Origin of the sequence: Pseudomonas putida, assembly GCF_016406145.1 — a bacterium.
GTDB classification, from domain to species: domain Bacteria; phylum Pseudomonadota; class Gammaproteobacteria; order Pseudomonadales; family Pseudomonadaceae; genus Aquipseudomonas; species Aquipseudomonas putida_E.
In genome coordinates this window covers 3,887,664-3,900,970 of the sequence record NZ_CP066306.1, presented here as the reverse complement: position 1 = coordinate 3,900,970, position 13,307 = coordinate 3,887,664, and the positions used below count along the sequence as shown (strand labels likewise).

Annotated in this window: 11 protein-coding genes; 6 read left to right on the top strand and 5 right to left on the bottom strand. The window is 63.7% G+C overall.

Going from position 1 to position 13,307, the window contains the following annotated elements; all coding sequences use genetic code 11:
* Positions 1 to 13 precede the first annotated feature (13 nt).
* A complete protein-coding gene (gene pvdM / locus JET17_RS17950; protein WP_042111600.1) occupies positions 14 to 1,360 on the bottom strand; it encodes a pyoverdine-tailoring dipeptidase-like protein PvdM in 1,347 nt (448 codons plus the stop codon).
* Positions 1,361 to 1,576: 216 nt separating this feature from the next.
* On the opposite strand from pvdM, the gene JET17_RS17945 reads away from it, so the two are divergent.
* Positions 1,577 to 3,205 (top strand): hypothetical protein, encoded by a 1,629-nt coding sequence (locus JET17_RS17945; protein WP_012315370.1) that lies wholly within the window; start codon positions 1,577 to 1,579, stop codon positions 3,203 to 3,205.
* Positions 3,206 to 3,236: 31 nt separating this feature from the next.
* Here the strand turns inward: JET17_RS17945 and JET17_RS17940 are convergent, their stop codons facing one another.
* Genes JET17_RS17940 through JET17_RS17930 form a run of 3 tightly spaced genes read right to left on the bottom strand, consistent with a single transcriptional unit; the run spans position 3,237 to position 7,787 of the window.
* Positions 3,237 to 4,640 carry an efflux transporter outer membrane subunit gene (locus tag JET17_RS17940; protein ID WP_012315369.1) on the bottom strand — a complete coding sequence of 468 codons (1,404 nt, stop codon included), beginning with the start codon at positions 4,638 to 4,640 and terminating at the stop codon, positions 3,237 to 3,239.
* 3 nt (positions 4,641 to 4,643) lie between these two features.
* On the bottom strand, positions 4,644 to 6,608 hold the full coding sequence (locus JET17_RS17935; RefSeq protein WP_012315368.1) for a MacB family efflux pump subunit: 1,965 nt from the start codon (positions 6,606 to 6,608) through the stop codon (positions 4,644 to 4,646).
* Positions 6,609 to 7,787 carry an efflux RND transporter periplasmic adaptor subunit gene (locus tag JET17_RS17930; protein WP_042112070.1) on the bottom strand — a complete coding sequence of 393 codons (1,179 nt, stop codon included), beginning with the start codon at positions 7,785 to 7,787 and terminating at the stop codon, positions 6,609 to 6,611.
* Positions 7,788 to 7,991: 204 nt separating this feature from the next.
* On the opposite strand from JET17_RS17930, the gene JET17_RS17925 reads away from it, so the two are divergent.
* The 5 genes from JET17_RS17925 to JET17_RS17905 all read left to right on the top strand — a co-directional run bounded on the left by JET17_RS17925 (position 7,992) and on the right by JET17_RS17905 (position 11,305).
* The gene (locus tag JET17_RS17925) at positions 7,992 to 8,468 is read left to right on the top strand and encodes a sigma-70 family RNA polymerase sigma factor (RefSeq protein ID WP_012315366.1); all 477 of its coding nucleotides are present in this window, start codon (positions 7,992 to 7,994) and stop codon (positions 8,466 to 8,468) included.
* Between the two features lie 170 nt (positions 8,469 to 8,638).
* Positions 8,639 to 9,118, top strand: a complete 480-nt coding sequence (locus tag JET17_RS17920; protein WP_012315365.1) for a response regulator — start codon at positions 8,639 to 8,641, stop codon at positions 9,116 to 9,118.
* 66 nt (positions 9,119 to 9,184) lie between these two features.
* The gene (locus JET17_RS17915; protein ID WP_012315364.1) at positions 9,185 to 10,510 is read left to right on the top strand and encodes an MFS transporter; all 1,326 of its coding nucleotides are present in this window, start codon (positions 9,185 to 9,187) and stop codon (positions 10,508 to 10,510) included.
* A gap of 94 nt (positions 10,511 to 10,604) precedes the next feature.
* On the top strand, positions 10,605 to 10,901 hold the full coding sequence (locus JET17_RS17910) for a type II toxin-antitoxin system MqsR family toxin (RefSeq protein ID WP_012315363.1): 297 nt from the start codon (positions 10,605 to 10,607) through the stop codon (positions 10,899 to 10,901).
* 2 nt (positions 10,902 to 10,903) lie between these two features.
* Positions 10,904 to 11,305 carry a type II toxin-antitoxin system MqsA family antitoxin gene (locus JET17_RS17905; RefSeq protein ID WP_012315362.1) on the top strand — a complete coding sequence of 134 codons (402 nt, stop codon included), beginning with the start codon at positions 10,904 to 10,906 and terminating at the stop codon, positions 11,303 to 11,305.
* Between the two features lie 68 nt (positions 11,306 to 11,373).
* Here the strand turns inward: JET17_RS17905 and JET17_RS17900 are convergent, their stop codons facing one another.
* Entirely contained in the window at positions 11,374 to 13,056 is a 1,683-nt protein-coding gene (locus tag JET17_RS17900) for an electron transfer flavoprotein-ubiquinone oxidoreductase (protein WP_080516487.1), read from the bottom strand.
* Positions 13,057 to 13,307 lie beyond the last annotated feature (251 nt).

The window sequence follows — 13,307 nt, the reverse complement described above, 5'->3', positions numbered from 1 at the left end:
GGCAGGGCTCGGCTCAACGGTTGGCGACAGGCTGGGCAGCGTTCTGGACTTGCTCCCAGGCGCGCAGGAAATTGCCCGCCCAGAGCTTTGCAATGTCTGTTTCGCTGTAGCCGCGGGTCAGCAGTTCGGCGGTGACGTTGCTAATTTCGCTGACGTCCTTCCAGCCCTCCAGGCCGCCACCATCGTTGAAGTCCGAGGCGATGCCGACGTGGTCGATACCCACCTTTTTCACGGTGTAGTCGATGGCGTCGACATACTGTTTCAAGGTTGCTTTGGGTTCGTCTTCAAGGATGGCGTACAGCGAGCTTGCATACTCGCCGAAGCGTGCCTCGGGCCAGATGGCGATCACCGCGTCGCCCGGCATCAGGGCATTGGTCAGGCCTTGCAATGGTTGCAAGTCGAAGCGCGCACGCAGGGCATCGAGCTTGTCCACCACCGGCTGGGTCAACGGCTTTAGGTACTGACCGAAGCCGACCACCTGAATCACGCCGCCGCTCTGCTTGATCAGTTGCATCTCCTTGTCGGAGAGGTTGCGCGGGATATCCACCATCGCCCGCGGTGCCGAGTGCGAAGCGACGATTGGCGCGCGCGTCAGGCGAGCGACATCTTCGAGTGCCAAGGTGGACATCTGTGAAACGTCGATGATCACCCCCAGGTCGTTCAGGCGTTTCACTGCCTGCTCGCCCAGCGGTGACAGGCCGCCAAGGGCGTCGGCGGTGTCGTTGAAGAACGGCAGCGGCCTCGAAGAATCGGCCCAATCGTTGTTGCCGACGTAGCTGAAGCCGAACATGCGCATGCCACGTGCTGCCCACAGGTCGAGCTGCGACAGGTCGTGGCCCAGTGGGTAGGCATTGAGCATGCTGATGAAGATGGCGAACTTGCCTTCGCCGTTGAGGCGCCGGAAGTCGTCAGGGGTGTAAGCGATACCGACCTGGTTGGGGAAGTCGCGGACCATGCCGGTGATGATCTTGTAGCGCCCTTCCTGTTCTTGCCGGGCGGCATCGACGAAGCCGGGGGTTGGGCGGTGCGGGGCGTTCGGGCCGTTCCAGATTTCCGGCCAGCCGAACACGGTCAGGGCGGCACCAGAGAGGCGGCCGCGGTTGGCCTTGGCCAGGTCGAACTGGCCCGGGCCATCCTTGTCCACTTCGTGCCCCTCGCTGCCCATGCTCAATGGCACGGTGATATGGCTGTCGAACGAGAGCATGTGCTCGTGCAGCTCCTCAGCCTGCTGCACGATCTTCAGCGGGTAGCCTGCGTGCAGGTGCCGCCAGTAGAAGTAGCCAGCGGCACTTGCCAGGGCAACGGTCAGGGCCAGGGGCAGGCCGATGTACAGGGCTTTGCGGGAACGGGTCTTGGTCATTGCCATCTCGTTGCGCGGTGATCGGGGCGGCTGCCGGCTCAGGGTTTGCTGCGCGGGCAGGGCTTGGGTATCAGGTGGACGAACAACGGCGGGGCAAATTTATCGTTGGCTGCGCCACAGGCCGTCCGCCCGCGGCGGTAAATTTTGCCTACTGCACAACGTTCTAGCCTTGGACGGGCCGTGCTCCATGGCCGCAATGAATGCTCAGGTAGTGCAATGACGATTTCTCGACGCGGGTTCATCGCCGGTGTGGCATTGACAGGCGTGGTGGTGCCCGGTGCGCTGTATGTGCGGCACGTGCAGCGCCAGCAGTTCGACGAGCAGTTTCCTGAAACTCCGGGCGAAGCCGTTGTCGAACTTGCCGATGCGCCCCTGCAGCAGTTGGGCGACACCTTGCGCGGGTGCTGGCGCTGGACAGCGCAGGGCAGGGACGCAGGGCTGCACGGTTTGCCTGATGGGGAGCTGGAGCTGTTGCTGGACGTTGCCCACAGTGGGCGTGGCCTGCGTGGTTACTTGGACACGCCCGAGCGCCTGCGTGGTCCGCAAGAGCCGCGCTATCGCGTGATGGGCGACCTGCTGGGGGGCAAACCAGGGACACTGCGCTGGCGGCTGTTTTCGACGCAGCCGGGCCAGGAGCAGGCGAACTATGAGTGCCAGGTGGTCCTAGACGAGGCTTGGGGCGGGTTCGGCAACGCCGGTCAGGCGACACTCAATGGCCGCATCCTGCCGCTGGACCGCGCACTGACGCTGCCCGAGCAGGACAACCGGTTTCTTGCGCTCAAGCGGCCTTTCCCCGAGGCCCGCGAACGGGCGCCCTTGGCACCGGCCTTGCTGGCGAGGCTGATCGCGCCGGAGCATCGGTTGTTCCACCAGCTCTGGCATGCCTCGCGCGACAAGTGGCACAAGCTGGACGAGGACAAACAGGCAGCGCTGCGCGGCCTGGGCTGGCAGCCAGGGCCGCGGGGCCATGAGCGCGATGCGCGGGGCCGGCACAAGGACCGCAACGGCTCGGGCGTGGATTTTTTCTTCATGCACCGGCACATGCTGGGTGCGGCTCGGGCCCATCAGGATTTACCCTCCTGGAAGCGTTTTCCTCTGCCGCAACCTGAGCTTGAGCGCGACCGCATCGGCTTCGCCCGCTATTTCGACAATCATGATGGCAATGCCTTGCCGCCTACCTGGCTGGCTTCGGGCGATGCCGCGTACACCCAATGGGTGCGCGATATAAAGACGCCCGATACGTTCCACGCCAACTTCCAGGTCTGGGAGTCGAAGTACACCGACCCGCACTACCTGAGCACGCTTACGCTGGGGCAGTTCGGTTCGGAAATGGAGCTGGGTTTGCACGACTGGCTGCACATGCGCTGGGCTTCAGTGCCTCGCGACCCTTCCAGTGGCCTGCCAGTGCCGTTCGCTCGCAAACCGGAGGATTTTGCCGCGCGTTGGTTCCAGGCCGAGAACGACTTCCTCGGCGACCCGTTTTCATCCCATGTAAACCCGGTGTTCTGGCACTTCCACGGCTGGATCGACGACCGTATCGAGGATTGGTTCCGTGCCCATGAGCGGGTCCACCCGGGCCAGGTCAGGCGCCTGGAAGTCAATGGTGTGCCGTGGTTTGCGCCTGGGCGCTGGGTCGAAGTGGCCGACCCGTGGCTGGGGCCAGACACCCACGGTTGCTCGACGGTAACGGGGCTGCGGCCTGGGCGCAGTGTGGAGATGGACCCGGAGACCATGAAGCTGGCGTTGCGCATCATCTTTGGCGACGATGACCTGTTCGCCAAGCTGCGGCCGAAAGTCCCGCAACGCCCTTGGTACGCGCGCAATCTGAAGCTGGCTCAGCGCTGAACACACTGGCCGCAAGCCGTGCGCGGCCTTTTCAGTGCGGTACCTGCCAGCCGCCCCCAAGCGCCTTGTACAGCGCCACGCTGCCCTGCAGGCGGGCCAGGCGCAACTGCGCTTGCTGGTCCTGGGCCAGGTAAAGCGTGCGCTGGGTCTCCAGCACGGTCAGCAGGGTCTCGGCGCCAGCACCATAGCGCTGTTGTGCCAGGTCGAAGGCGTGGCGTGCCTGCAACACTTCCTCGTCCTGCCACAGCCGTTGACGCTCCACACCCTCAATGGCGTTAAGGGCTTTTTCAACATCGGCAAAGCCGGCGAGGATGCTGCCTCGATAGTTTTCCAGCAGTTCGTCCTGCTCGGCTTCGGCCAGCTCGCGTGAGGCGCGCAGCCGACCGTTGTTGAAGATGGGCGCGACCAGGCCGGCGGTGAGTGTGTAGTAGGAACTGTCGAGCACCTCGGCAAAGGTGTTCGCGCCCGTGCCAAGGTTGGCGCCAAGCGTCAGCTTCGGCAGCATGGCCGCCCTGGCCACCTGCACATTGGCGTTGGCGGCGGCCAGGCGCGCTTCGGCAGCGGCGATGTCCGGGCGGCGAGTCAGCAGCTCGCTGGGGACGCCGCTGCCGATTGCCGGCCACTGCAGGGTGGTGATCGGCTGGCGGCTGACCGGCAAGGCCTGCACCGGGTCACCGAGCAAGGTGGCAAGGGTGATGCGGCTGTCTTGCCGCTTTTGCTCGAGCAGCGGCACCTGGCGCTCCTGAGCCGCCACCAGGCTGCGCTGCTGGGCCAGTTCAAGGCGGGTGGCGGACCCTGCACGCTGGCGGGTTTCGACCAGGTTGAGCACCTCACGTGCATTGCGCAGGTTAAGGCGTGCGATGCGCAGCTGTTCTTCCAGGGCGATGCCTTGCAGGTAGCTGTCGGCAACCGCACTGACCAGGGTCAGCTCCACTGTCTGGCGGTCGAACCGGCTGGCGTCGAGGCCGTGCAGCGCGCTCGCCCGAGCCGCGCGCAGGCCGCCCCAGAAGTCGAGTTCGTAGCTGGCGGTAAGTTGCAGGCCGAAGGCTGTGTAGGTGGGTTCGCTGCTATTGACGTCCAGCTGGTCAGACCCTTCGCCGTGCAGCAGGCGTTGGCGGCTGCCATCGAGGCCCCCTTGCACCTCTGGCAGCAACGGCGCGCCAGCGATCACGGCGCGTGCCTGGGCCTGACGTACGCGGGCCGCGGCAGCGGCGAGGTCATGGGCGTTGTGTTGCGCGCGCTTGACCAGTTGGTCCAGCTCGCTGCTGGCGAACGCCTGCCACCACAGCACCGATGGCAGCTCGATGGCGGGCGCAGCTGCCTCGCCTTGCCAGTGTTGCGGTGCGGTGATGCCGCTTGAGGGCGCAGGGGGTGTATTGCAGGCGGTGAGGCCCAGGCACAGGGTCAACAGGCTGATGCGGCTTGGCAATGTCATGGATTATTCGCTGGTAAGGGCTTTGACCGGATCGAGTCGGGCTGCCTTGCGTGCTGGCATGAAACCGAACACCACGCCGGTGATGACGGCGCAACCGAAGGCGCCGAGGATGGCGGGCAGGGTGAAGGCCACGGCGACTTCGGCGAGTATCAGCGCGCCTGCGACCAGCAGCGCCAGCAGGATGCCGGTCAACCCGCCGACCATCGACAGCATGACCGCCTCGCTGAGGAACTGGCGCAGGATATCGCGCTGGCGTGCGCCGGTGGCCATGCGGATACCGATTTCACGGGTGCGCTCGCGCACGGTCATGAGCATGATGTTCATCACGCCGATACCGCCGACCAGCAATGAGATCGCAGCGATCGCCCCGAGCATCAGCGACAGGCTGTTTTGTGTGCGTGCCTCGGCCTGGATCAGTGCCGCATCGTTGGTCAGCTCGAAATCGTCCTTGCCTTGATGGCGCTTGCGCATCAGGCGGTGGATCGCTGTTTCTGTCTCGGCGACTCGGGCCGAGTCGGCTGCGGCGATGATCACGTATTCCGGGTCGTGGCTGCCGAACAGGCGCATGGAAGCGGCGGAATAAGGCACCACGATGCGCTCATCGCTCTTCTGGTCACCCGAACTTGCGCCCTTGCCGGCGAGCAGGCCGACGACCTGGAACGGCACGTTGCCGATCAGCAGGTACTGGCCCAGCGCGTCGGTGCCGGGTGCCAGCAGTTTGTCGCGGACTTTCTGGCCGATGACCGCCACGGCAGCGCCACTGCGTTCGTCGGCTTCGCTGAAAAAGCTGCCCTGCACGACCGGCCAGTTGAGGATGGCGGGGAATTCGACGTTGTTGCCGCCAACGTAGAACCTCTGGTTGTTGTTGCCGTGGCGCACCATCAGGTCGCCGCCGATGACCGGCATGACGCGCCGAACCTGGGGCAGTTCGGCGATGGCGGCGACGTCATCGAGGGTGACGATGCCGCCTGGCTCGCGCAGCGTCGGCGGGCGACCGTTGAGGTAGAGGATGTTGGAGCCGAACGCGGCCATCTGTGCCATGACCTGGCGTTTGCTGCCTTCGCCCACGGCCAGCATGACCACGACCGAAGCCACGCCAATGACGATGCCAAGCAATGTCAGGGCAGTGCGGAACCGGTTGATCCACATGACCCGCCACGCTGCCTGCAAGGCCTCGAGCAGCTCGCCTTTCCATGCGCCACGCACGGTCGCGCCGCGGTCCAGGCGCTGGCGCAGGTCATCGGCCTGCAGGCCTTGTTGTGCAGCAGCGGGAGGCTGGTCGCAGGCCGAGTCGCTAATTATCAGCCCGTCGCGGATTTCCACCACCCGGCGTGCCCGCGCCGCCACCTCGCGGTCGTGGGTGATCAGGATGATCACATGGCCCTGGCTGGCCAGCTCGTCCAGCAGGGCCATGACCTCGGTACCGCTGTGGCTGTCCAGGGCGCCGGTCGGCTCGTCGGCAAGGATGATATGGCCGCCATTCATCAGCGCGCGGGCAATCGACACGCGTTGCTGCTGGCCCCCGGACAATTGATGCGGACGGTTGCCGGTACGGCTGGCCAGGCCAAGGCGCTCAAGCAGGGCGGCGGCGCGGGCGTGGCGCGCGGCGGGCGGGGTGCCGGCGTAGATGGCCGGCATCTCGACGTTTTCCTGGGCTGAGCCTGAAGGGATCAGGTGGTAGCCCTGGAACACGAAACCAAAGGCTTCGCGGCGCAGCCAGGCCAGTTCGTCACTGCCCAGCTGGGCCACGTCCCTGCCGGTGAACAGGTAGTGGCCCGAGGTGGGGCGGTCGAGGCAGCCGAGGATGTTCATCAGCGTCGATTTGCCCGAACCGGACGCACCGACGATGGCGATGAACTCGCCGGGGTGGATGCTCAGGCTGATGCCGCGCAGTACGTCGACCTTGGGGGTGTCGATACCACCGTAGGATTTGCGGATGTCGTGCAGCTCGATCAGGGGAACGGCCATTCAACCTCCGCTGGCCAGGGGCGCACCGATGACCAGGCGCTCGCCTTCGCTGAGGCCATCGAGCACTTGCGCCCGCAGCCGGTCGCTGAGGCCGATGCGCACTGTGCGTTGTTCGAGCTTGCCATCCTGGCCCAGTACCTGGGCCAGGCGCAGGTCATCGGCCTCGGTGTCGTCCAGTGCTGCCAGCGGCGCTGTGAGTACCTGGCTGGCCTGGCCGGCGACGAAGAACACCTGGGTGGTCATGTCGGCCATCAGCGCTCCATCGGGGTTGTCGACGTCGAGCAGCACCGTGTACTGCACCACCTGGCTGCCTGTCGTACCGGCGATCGCGCTGGCAGGGCCGCCGCCGCCCTGGCTGGTGTGCGCCAGCGGCTTGGGCGGGATTGGCAGGATCTGCCGCACGGTGCTGTTCCAGCGGCGTTTGCCGCCGGCCAGGGTGGTGAAATAGGCGGTCATTCCAGGTTTGACTTTGCCGATATCGGCTTCGGACACCTGGGCCCATACGGTCATCGGCGAAAGCTTGGCGATTCGCAGAATCAGAGGCGTCTGCTGCTGGGCGTTGAGGGTCTGGCCTTCACGGGCATCCACCGCTACCACGGTACCGTCCATCGGCGCGTAGATGCGTGTATAGCCAAGCTCAGCCTCGTCGCTGCGCAGGTTGGCCTGGGCCTGACGGATCTGCGCCTGGATCATGTCGATGCGGGCCTGGGTGACCTTGAGCTGGGCGTCGGCCGCCTGCAGGTCTTCCTCGCGTGTGGCGCCTGCACCAGCCAGTTCGCGCTGGCGCCGATACTGCTGTGTGGCCAGCAGGTACTGGGCGCGCTGCTCGGCCAGTTGCGCCTTGAGGTTGTCGATCGAGAACCGCCCGGCGTCCAGCCTGGCCTGCTGGGTAGAGGGGTCGATCTCTACCAGCAACTGCCCCGTGTGCACCTGATCGCCAGCCTCCACGTGCAGCTTGCGGATCTGCCCGGAGGCCTGGGCGCCTACATCCACATACCGTCGTGGCTGCAGGGTACCCAGGGCGGTGACGCTGCTTTCGATGTCCGCGCGGGCGACCGCGACGGTACTTATGGGCAAGGTGCCCATAGGGAGCGTCTTCCAGGCCAGCAGGCTGCCGAGGGCCAGCAGGCCGAGACTGCCAGCCAGCAGGTTGCGGCGGGTGTTGGATATGCGTCTCATGCGGACTTCCAGCCAAAGGGTGGCCACACGCAGCCAGGTCAAGGTGCGCACGGAGGTGCCAGTTAAACGAAGGCGGGCGAGGCGGATTTAGATGGGCTGGCGCAGGGGGAGGAGAGTTGCTGAGAATCATTATAATTTGTAAGATCCCACGCTGATATCACATGACCCTGTCCGAGCCTGTCAGGACGTACCCCAGGTGCCGTCGTGGAACATTACTATCGCGAATTGGTGAGCTTCCTTTCCGCGCGCCTGGGCAGCCGCCAGGCCGCCGAAGATGTGGCTCACGATGCCTATCTGCGGGTGCTCGAACGCACCGGTACGCAGCAGATCGAGCACCCGCGCGCGTTCCTTTACCGCACGGCGCTGAACCTTGTGATCGACCGTCATCGCCGCCACCTGCTGCGCCAGTCCGAACCGCTGGAAGTGCTGGACCTGGACGAGCGCTGGCACAGCCCGGCACCCACCCAGAACATGCAACTGGATCAGCGCCTGGCGCTGATGCAGAAGGCACTCGATGAATTGAGCCAGCCCTGCCGTGACAGCTTCCTGTTGCGCAAGCTCGAAGGCCTGTCGCATCAGCAGATCGCCGAGCACCTGGGCATCTCGCGCAGCCTGGTGGAAAAGCACATCGTCAACGCCATGAAGCACTGCCGCGTGCGCATGCGCCAGTGGGAATCCTGAAAACCGGTGGTGTGCCGGTGAAAATTCTGTGTGCTGGCAACTTGATTTCTAACTGTTTCAAGACAACTATCTAGATTGACCCCGCCAGGCCCCGCCCTGGTGGTTGCCTGTTACTGGCGCAGTTTGGTCAGGGAGCGTGTCCCTATTCACCTGACTGCCCAGGTCCGACAATGACCAACAAGACCCTGCGCATCCTGATCGCCGACGAGCACCCGTCCCAGCGCTTGCAGCTGGAGAGGCTGCTCAATGGCCTGGGCTATTACCGGATTGCCCCGGTGGACTCCTTCGACGAGCTGCAGCGCCTGGTGCACTGCGCGCTGCAGCCGTTCAACCTGCTGGTGGGCAATATCGAACTGGCCAGCCATGCAGGTGTCGACCTGGCGCGCTTTTGTCGGGTGAGCACGCAGATTCAGCATGCGTTGCTGTATCACTCGCGGCATCTGAGGGTCCCGAGTGTGCCGCAGACCGAGCGCCAGGCGGTCAATGTGAGCCTGCCGCAGGTGCCGGACAACGAGGCCCTTGAGTCCTTCATGGCGCTCATCGATGCGCCAGTTGTGGTCGGCAAGCTGGCCTTGCCGTCCGAGCTTTCCAGCAGTGGGCCGCCGGCCTACCCGCGCAGGAACTTCGCTCACACTGTCTTCAGCCGATAGCTGCAGCGGGCAAGGCAGCGGGTATTTGTTATCCTCTTGCCCTTTGCCGATCTGCGGACCTGTGCCATGACTGCCATCGATACCGCTCGCCCGCCCCGGTTCAGCCGTGGCGACCACCGGACCCTGGGCCTGGCGGCGCTGGGCGGCGCGCTGGAAATCTATGATTTCATCATCTTCGTGTTCTTCGCCCTGACCCTCAGCCAGCTGTTCTTCCCGCCCGAAATGCCTGAGTGGCTGCGCCTGCTGCAAAGCTTCGGGATTTTCGTCACCGGCTACCTGGCGCGGCCGCTCGGCGGCATCGTCATGGCGCACTTCGCCGATCACCTGGGCCGCAAACGGGTATTCAGCCTGAGCATCCTGATGATGGCACTGCCGTGCCTGCTGATCGGGGTGATGCCGACCTATGCCGAGATTGGTTACGCGGCGCCGCTGATCTTGCTGGCGTTGCGCATTCTGCAGGGCGCTGCGGTCGGTGGTGAGGTGCCCAGTGCCTGGACATTCGTTGCCGAACACGCACCGCAAGGGCGGCGGGGTTACGCTCTGGGCTTCCTGCAGGCCGGGTTGACCTTTGGCTATTTGCTGGGGGCACTGACCGCGACACTGTTGGCTCAGGTATTTACCGCCCAGGAAATTCTCGATTACGCCTGGCGTTACCCGTTCCTGCTTGGCGGGGTATTTGGTGTGATCGGCGTGTGGTTGCGCCGTTGGCTGAGTGAAACACCGGTGTTTCTGGCCTTGCGCGAGCGCAAGGAGCAGCCGGTGAAGTTCCCGCTGCGACGGGTGCTGGGCGAGCATCGTGGGGCGTTGGTCCCGGCTGCGCTGCTGACCTGCGTGCTGACCTCGGCGGTGGTGGTGCTGGTGGTGATCACACCGACGGTAATGCAGCAGCGCTTCGGCATGACCGCCGCGCACACTTTCGCCCTGAGCAGCGTAGGCATCGTCTTTCTCAATATCGGTTGTGTGCTGGCCGGGCTGCTGGTCGATCGCCTGGGCGCCTGGCGGGCGCTGATGATCTACAGCGTGCTGCTGCCGCTGGGTATCGGTGCCTTGTATGCGAGCCTGGTGGGGCAGTGGGGCATGACGTGGCTGGCTTACGCGTTGGCTGGGCTGTGCTGTGGTGTGGTGGGGGTGGTGCCGTCGGTCATGGTCGGGCTGTTCCCGGCGCAGATCCGGGTGTCGGGCATTTCCTTTACCTACAACGTGGCTTATGCCTTGTGGGCCAGTACCACGCCGCTGGCGTTGATAGCGTTGATGCCGTGGAGCCCGTGGGTCTGTGTGGGCTTTTGTCTGATCATGGGCGCGGTGGGGCTGCTCACGGCCCTGTACTTTGGGCGTCGGGAGCCTTTGGCGGTCGCGGCGGAGCCAATGCCGATCATGTGCGGTGACAAATGAACGGGTAACGCCTGGCAGGCAGTGAGGCAGACTTCCGGGTGGGGGCTATTGGAATTACCTATTAGCCAAATTTAACCTGGAAGGTTAATTTCTCATGGAAAAGAGAACGCCTCATTGTTCGCTGGAGCGGATCAGGGCCTTGGTCAGCGCTGGGCGCATCAGCCCGACAACCGCCTCTTTGCGGGGCGCCCAGGCACTGGGGATGGATTACCCGGACATGCTCGAGATAATCAACGGTCTGGAGCGCAGAGACTTTCACAAAAGCATGACATGTCACGGTGATTACCGCGTATGGCAGGACGTTTATCGCCCCCTTACGGGCAAGGGATACGTGTACCTGAAACTGTCTGTGGTGGATGACCTGCTCATCGTGTCTTTCAAGGAGTTGTAATCATGAAGTGTCCAGTTTGTGGGGGGGCGGAGCTTGCACCTGATACCCGGGACATGCCCTATCGATACAAAGGTGAAGCGACCGTTATCCCAAATGTCAGTGGCGGATACTGTACAGCCTGTGGGGAGGCGGTTCTCAGCCATGATGAAGCGATGCGCATCAGTACTTTGATGTCCGCATTCAATCGCCAAGTCAATGCCGCGGCAGTGGACCCCGACTTCATTGTCGCTGTGCGCAAGAAATTCGACCTCGACCAGCGTGAAGCCGGCGAAATCTTTGGCGGTGGGGTCAATGCGTTCTCTCGCTACGAAAATGGGAAAACCAGGCCGCCGGTTGCTCTGGTCAAACTGTTCAAGCTGCTCGACCGTCATCCGGAGCTGTTCGAGGAAGTCCGTACGGCCTGAAGCGGCCCTGAACGAGAAAGCCCCCGGGCCGTGAGGCCAGGGGGCTTTTTCTTGCTGCAAGGGCCGGGCTACATGTTCGGGTAGTTCGGCCCGCCAGCGCCTTCAGGGGTAACCCAGGTGATGTTCTGGGCCGGGTCCTTGATGTCGCAGGTCTTGCAGTGCACGCAGTTCTGCGCGTTGATCTGGAAGCGCTTGCTGCCGTCTTCCTGGCTGACCACTTCGTACACGCCTGCCGGGCAGTAACGCTGAGCTGGCTCGTCGTACAGCGGCAGGTTGCTGGCGATCGGGATGCTCGGGTCGGTCAGCTTCAGGTGGCAGGGTTGTTCCTCTTCGTGGTTGGTGCTGGAGAGGAACACCGAGCTGAGCTTGTCGAAGCTGAGCTTGCCGTCTGGTTTTGGGTAGTCGATCTTTTTCGAGTCGGCCGCAAGCTTGAGGCAGGCGTAGTCCGGCTTGGTGTCGTGCAGGGTGAAAGGCAGCTTGCCACCGAACCAGTTCTGGTCGATGTAGTTGAACGCACCACCGAGGATCGGGCCGAACTTGTGCAGCGCCGGGCCGAAGTTGCGGCTGGCGAACAGCTCTTCATGCAGCCAGCTGGCTTTGAAGGCGTCGACATAGGTAGTGAGCGCATCGCCGCCTTCGCTACCAGCGATCAGCGCATCGGCCACCGCTTCGGCTGCGAGCATGCCGGACTTCATGGCGGTGTGGCTGCCTTTGATCTTGGCGAAGTTCAGTGTGCCCAGGTCGCAACCGATCAGGGCGCCACCGTTGAACACCATCTTGGGCAGCGAGTTCAGGCCGCCCTTGCAGATGGCGCGGGCGCCGTAACTGATGCGTTTGCCGCCTTCGAGGTACTGCTTCATCACTGGGTGATGCTTGAGGCGCTGGAATTCGTCGAAAGGCGACAGGTAAGCATTGCTGTAGGACAGGTCGACGATCAGGCCGACCACCACCTGGTTGTTTTCCAGGTGATAAAGGAACGAGCCGCCGGTGTTTTCAGCGCTCATCACGTCCAGCGGCCAGCCGGCGGTGTGTACCACCAGGCCTTGTTCGTGCTTGGCCGGGTCGATTTCCCAGATTTCTTTCAGGCCGATGCCGTAGTGCTGGACGTCGGACTCGCTGTCGAGGTTGAAGCGCTTGATCAGTTGCTTGCCGATATGGCCGCGGCAACCTTCGGCGAACAGGGTGTACTTGGCGCGCAGTTCCATGCCCGGGGTGTACAGGCCGTCCTTCGGGTTACCCTCGCGGTCGACACCGAGGTCACCGGTGACGATGCCGCGGACCACGCCGTTTTCATCGAACAGCGCTTCCTGGGCGGCGAAGCCCGGGTAGATTTCCACGCCCAGATTCTCGGCCTGCTGGGCCAGCCAGCGGCACAGGTTGCCCAGCGAAATGATGTAGTTGCCTTGGTTGTGCATGGTCTTGGGCACGAACAGGTCAGGGACCTTGGTCGAGTTGCCGGCGTCCTTGAGCACGTAGATGTCGTCGCGCTTGACCTCGGTGTTGAGCGGCGCGCCGAGTGCTTTCCAGTCGGGGAACAGCTCGTTCAGGGCGCGGGGCTCAAACACTGCGCCGGAGAGGATGTGGGCGCCGACTTCGGAGCCTTTCTCGACCACGCAGACGCTGATCTCGCTACCGGCTTCGGCGGCCTTCTGCTTCAGGCGGCAGGCGGCTGACAGGCCTGCCGGGCCAGCGCCGACGATGACCACGTCGAATTCCATGTATTCGCGTTCCACTGGTTCTCTCCTACTCATCAAGGCTCGTGCTGTTGCTTTGTCTTATGGGTGTGGCGTGATCATGCGCGCCGCGCTTCACGGAAGCGGAGCTGTAGCGGCACAGAGGATGGACTACACCGTTTTGTCTTGGCCGCGCATTATATCTACACCACTTGGCGGGTCCAATACAAACGTTTGTTTGAATTTGCCGCAGGCCAGTAAAATCAAAGGAGCGCGGCTGGAGGGTGACCGATTTGCCGTATTGACCGGATTGGGTGTTGCGGTCAAGA

Bases quoted from the DNA above. Each gene is read 5' to 3' on its own strand.
- pvdM (WP_042111600.1), bottom strand. From the start codon at position 1,360: ATGACCAAGACCCGTTCCCGCAAAGCCCTGTACATCGGCCTGCCCCTG.
- JET17_RS17945 (WP_012315370.1), top strand. From the start codon at position 1,577: ATGACGATTTCTCGACGCGGGTTCATCGCCGGTGTGGCATTGACAGGC.
- JET17_RS17940 (WP_012315369.1), bottom strand. From the start codon at position 4,640: ATGACATTGCCAAGCCGCATCAGCCTGTTGACCCTGTGCCTGGGCCTC.
- JET17_RS17935 (WP_012315368.1), bottom strand. From the start codon at position 6,608: ATGGCCGTTCCCCTGATCGAGCTGCACGACATCCGCAAATCCTACGGT.
- JET17_RS17930 (WP_042112070.1), bottom strand. From the start codon at position 7,787: ATGAGACGCATATCCAACACCCGCCGCAACCTGCTGGCTGGCAGTCTC.
- JET17_RS17920 (WP_012315365.1), top strand. From the start codon at position 8,639: ATGACCAACAAGACCCTGCGCATCCTGATCGCCGACGAGCACCCGTCC.
- JET17_RS17915 (WP_012315364.1), top strand. From the start codon at position 9,185: ATGACTGCCATCGATACCGCTCGCCCGCCCCGGTTCAGCCGTGGCGAC.
- JET17_RS17910 (WP_012315363.1), top strand. From the start codon at position 10,605: ATGGAAAAGAGAACGCCTCATTGTTCGCTGGAGCGGATCAGGGCCTTG.
- JET17_RS17905 (WP_012315362.1), top strand. From the start codon at position 10,904: ATGAAGTGTCCAGTTTGTGGGGGGGCGGAGCTTGCACCTGATACCCGG.
- JET17_RS17900 (WP_080516487.1), bottom strand. From the start codon at position 13,056: ATGAGTAGGAGAGAACCAGTGGAACGCGAATACATGGAATTCGACGTG.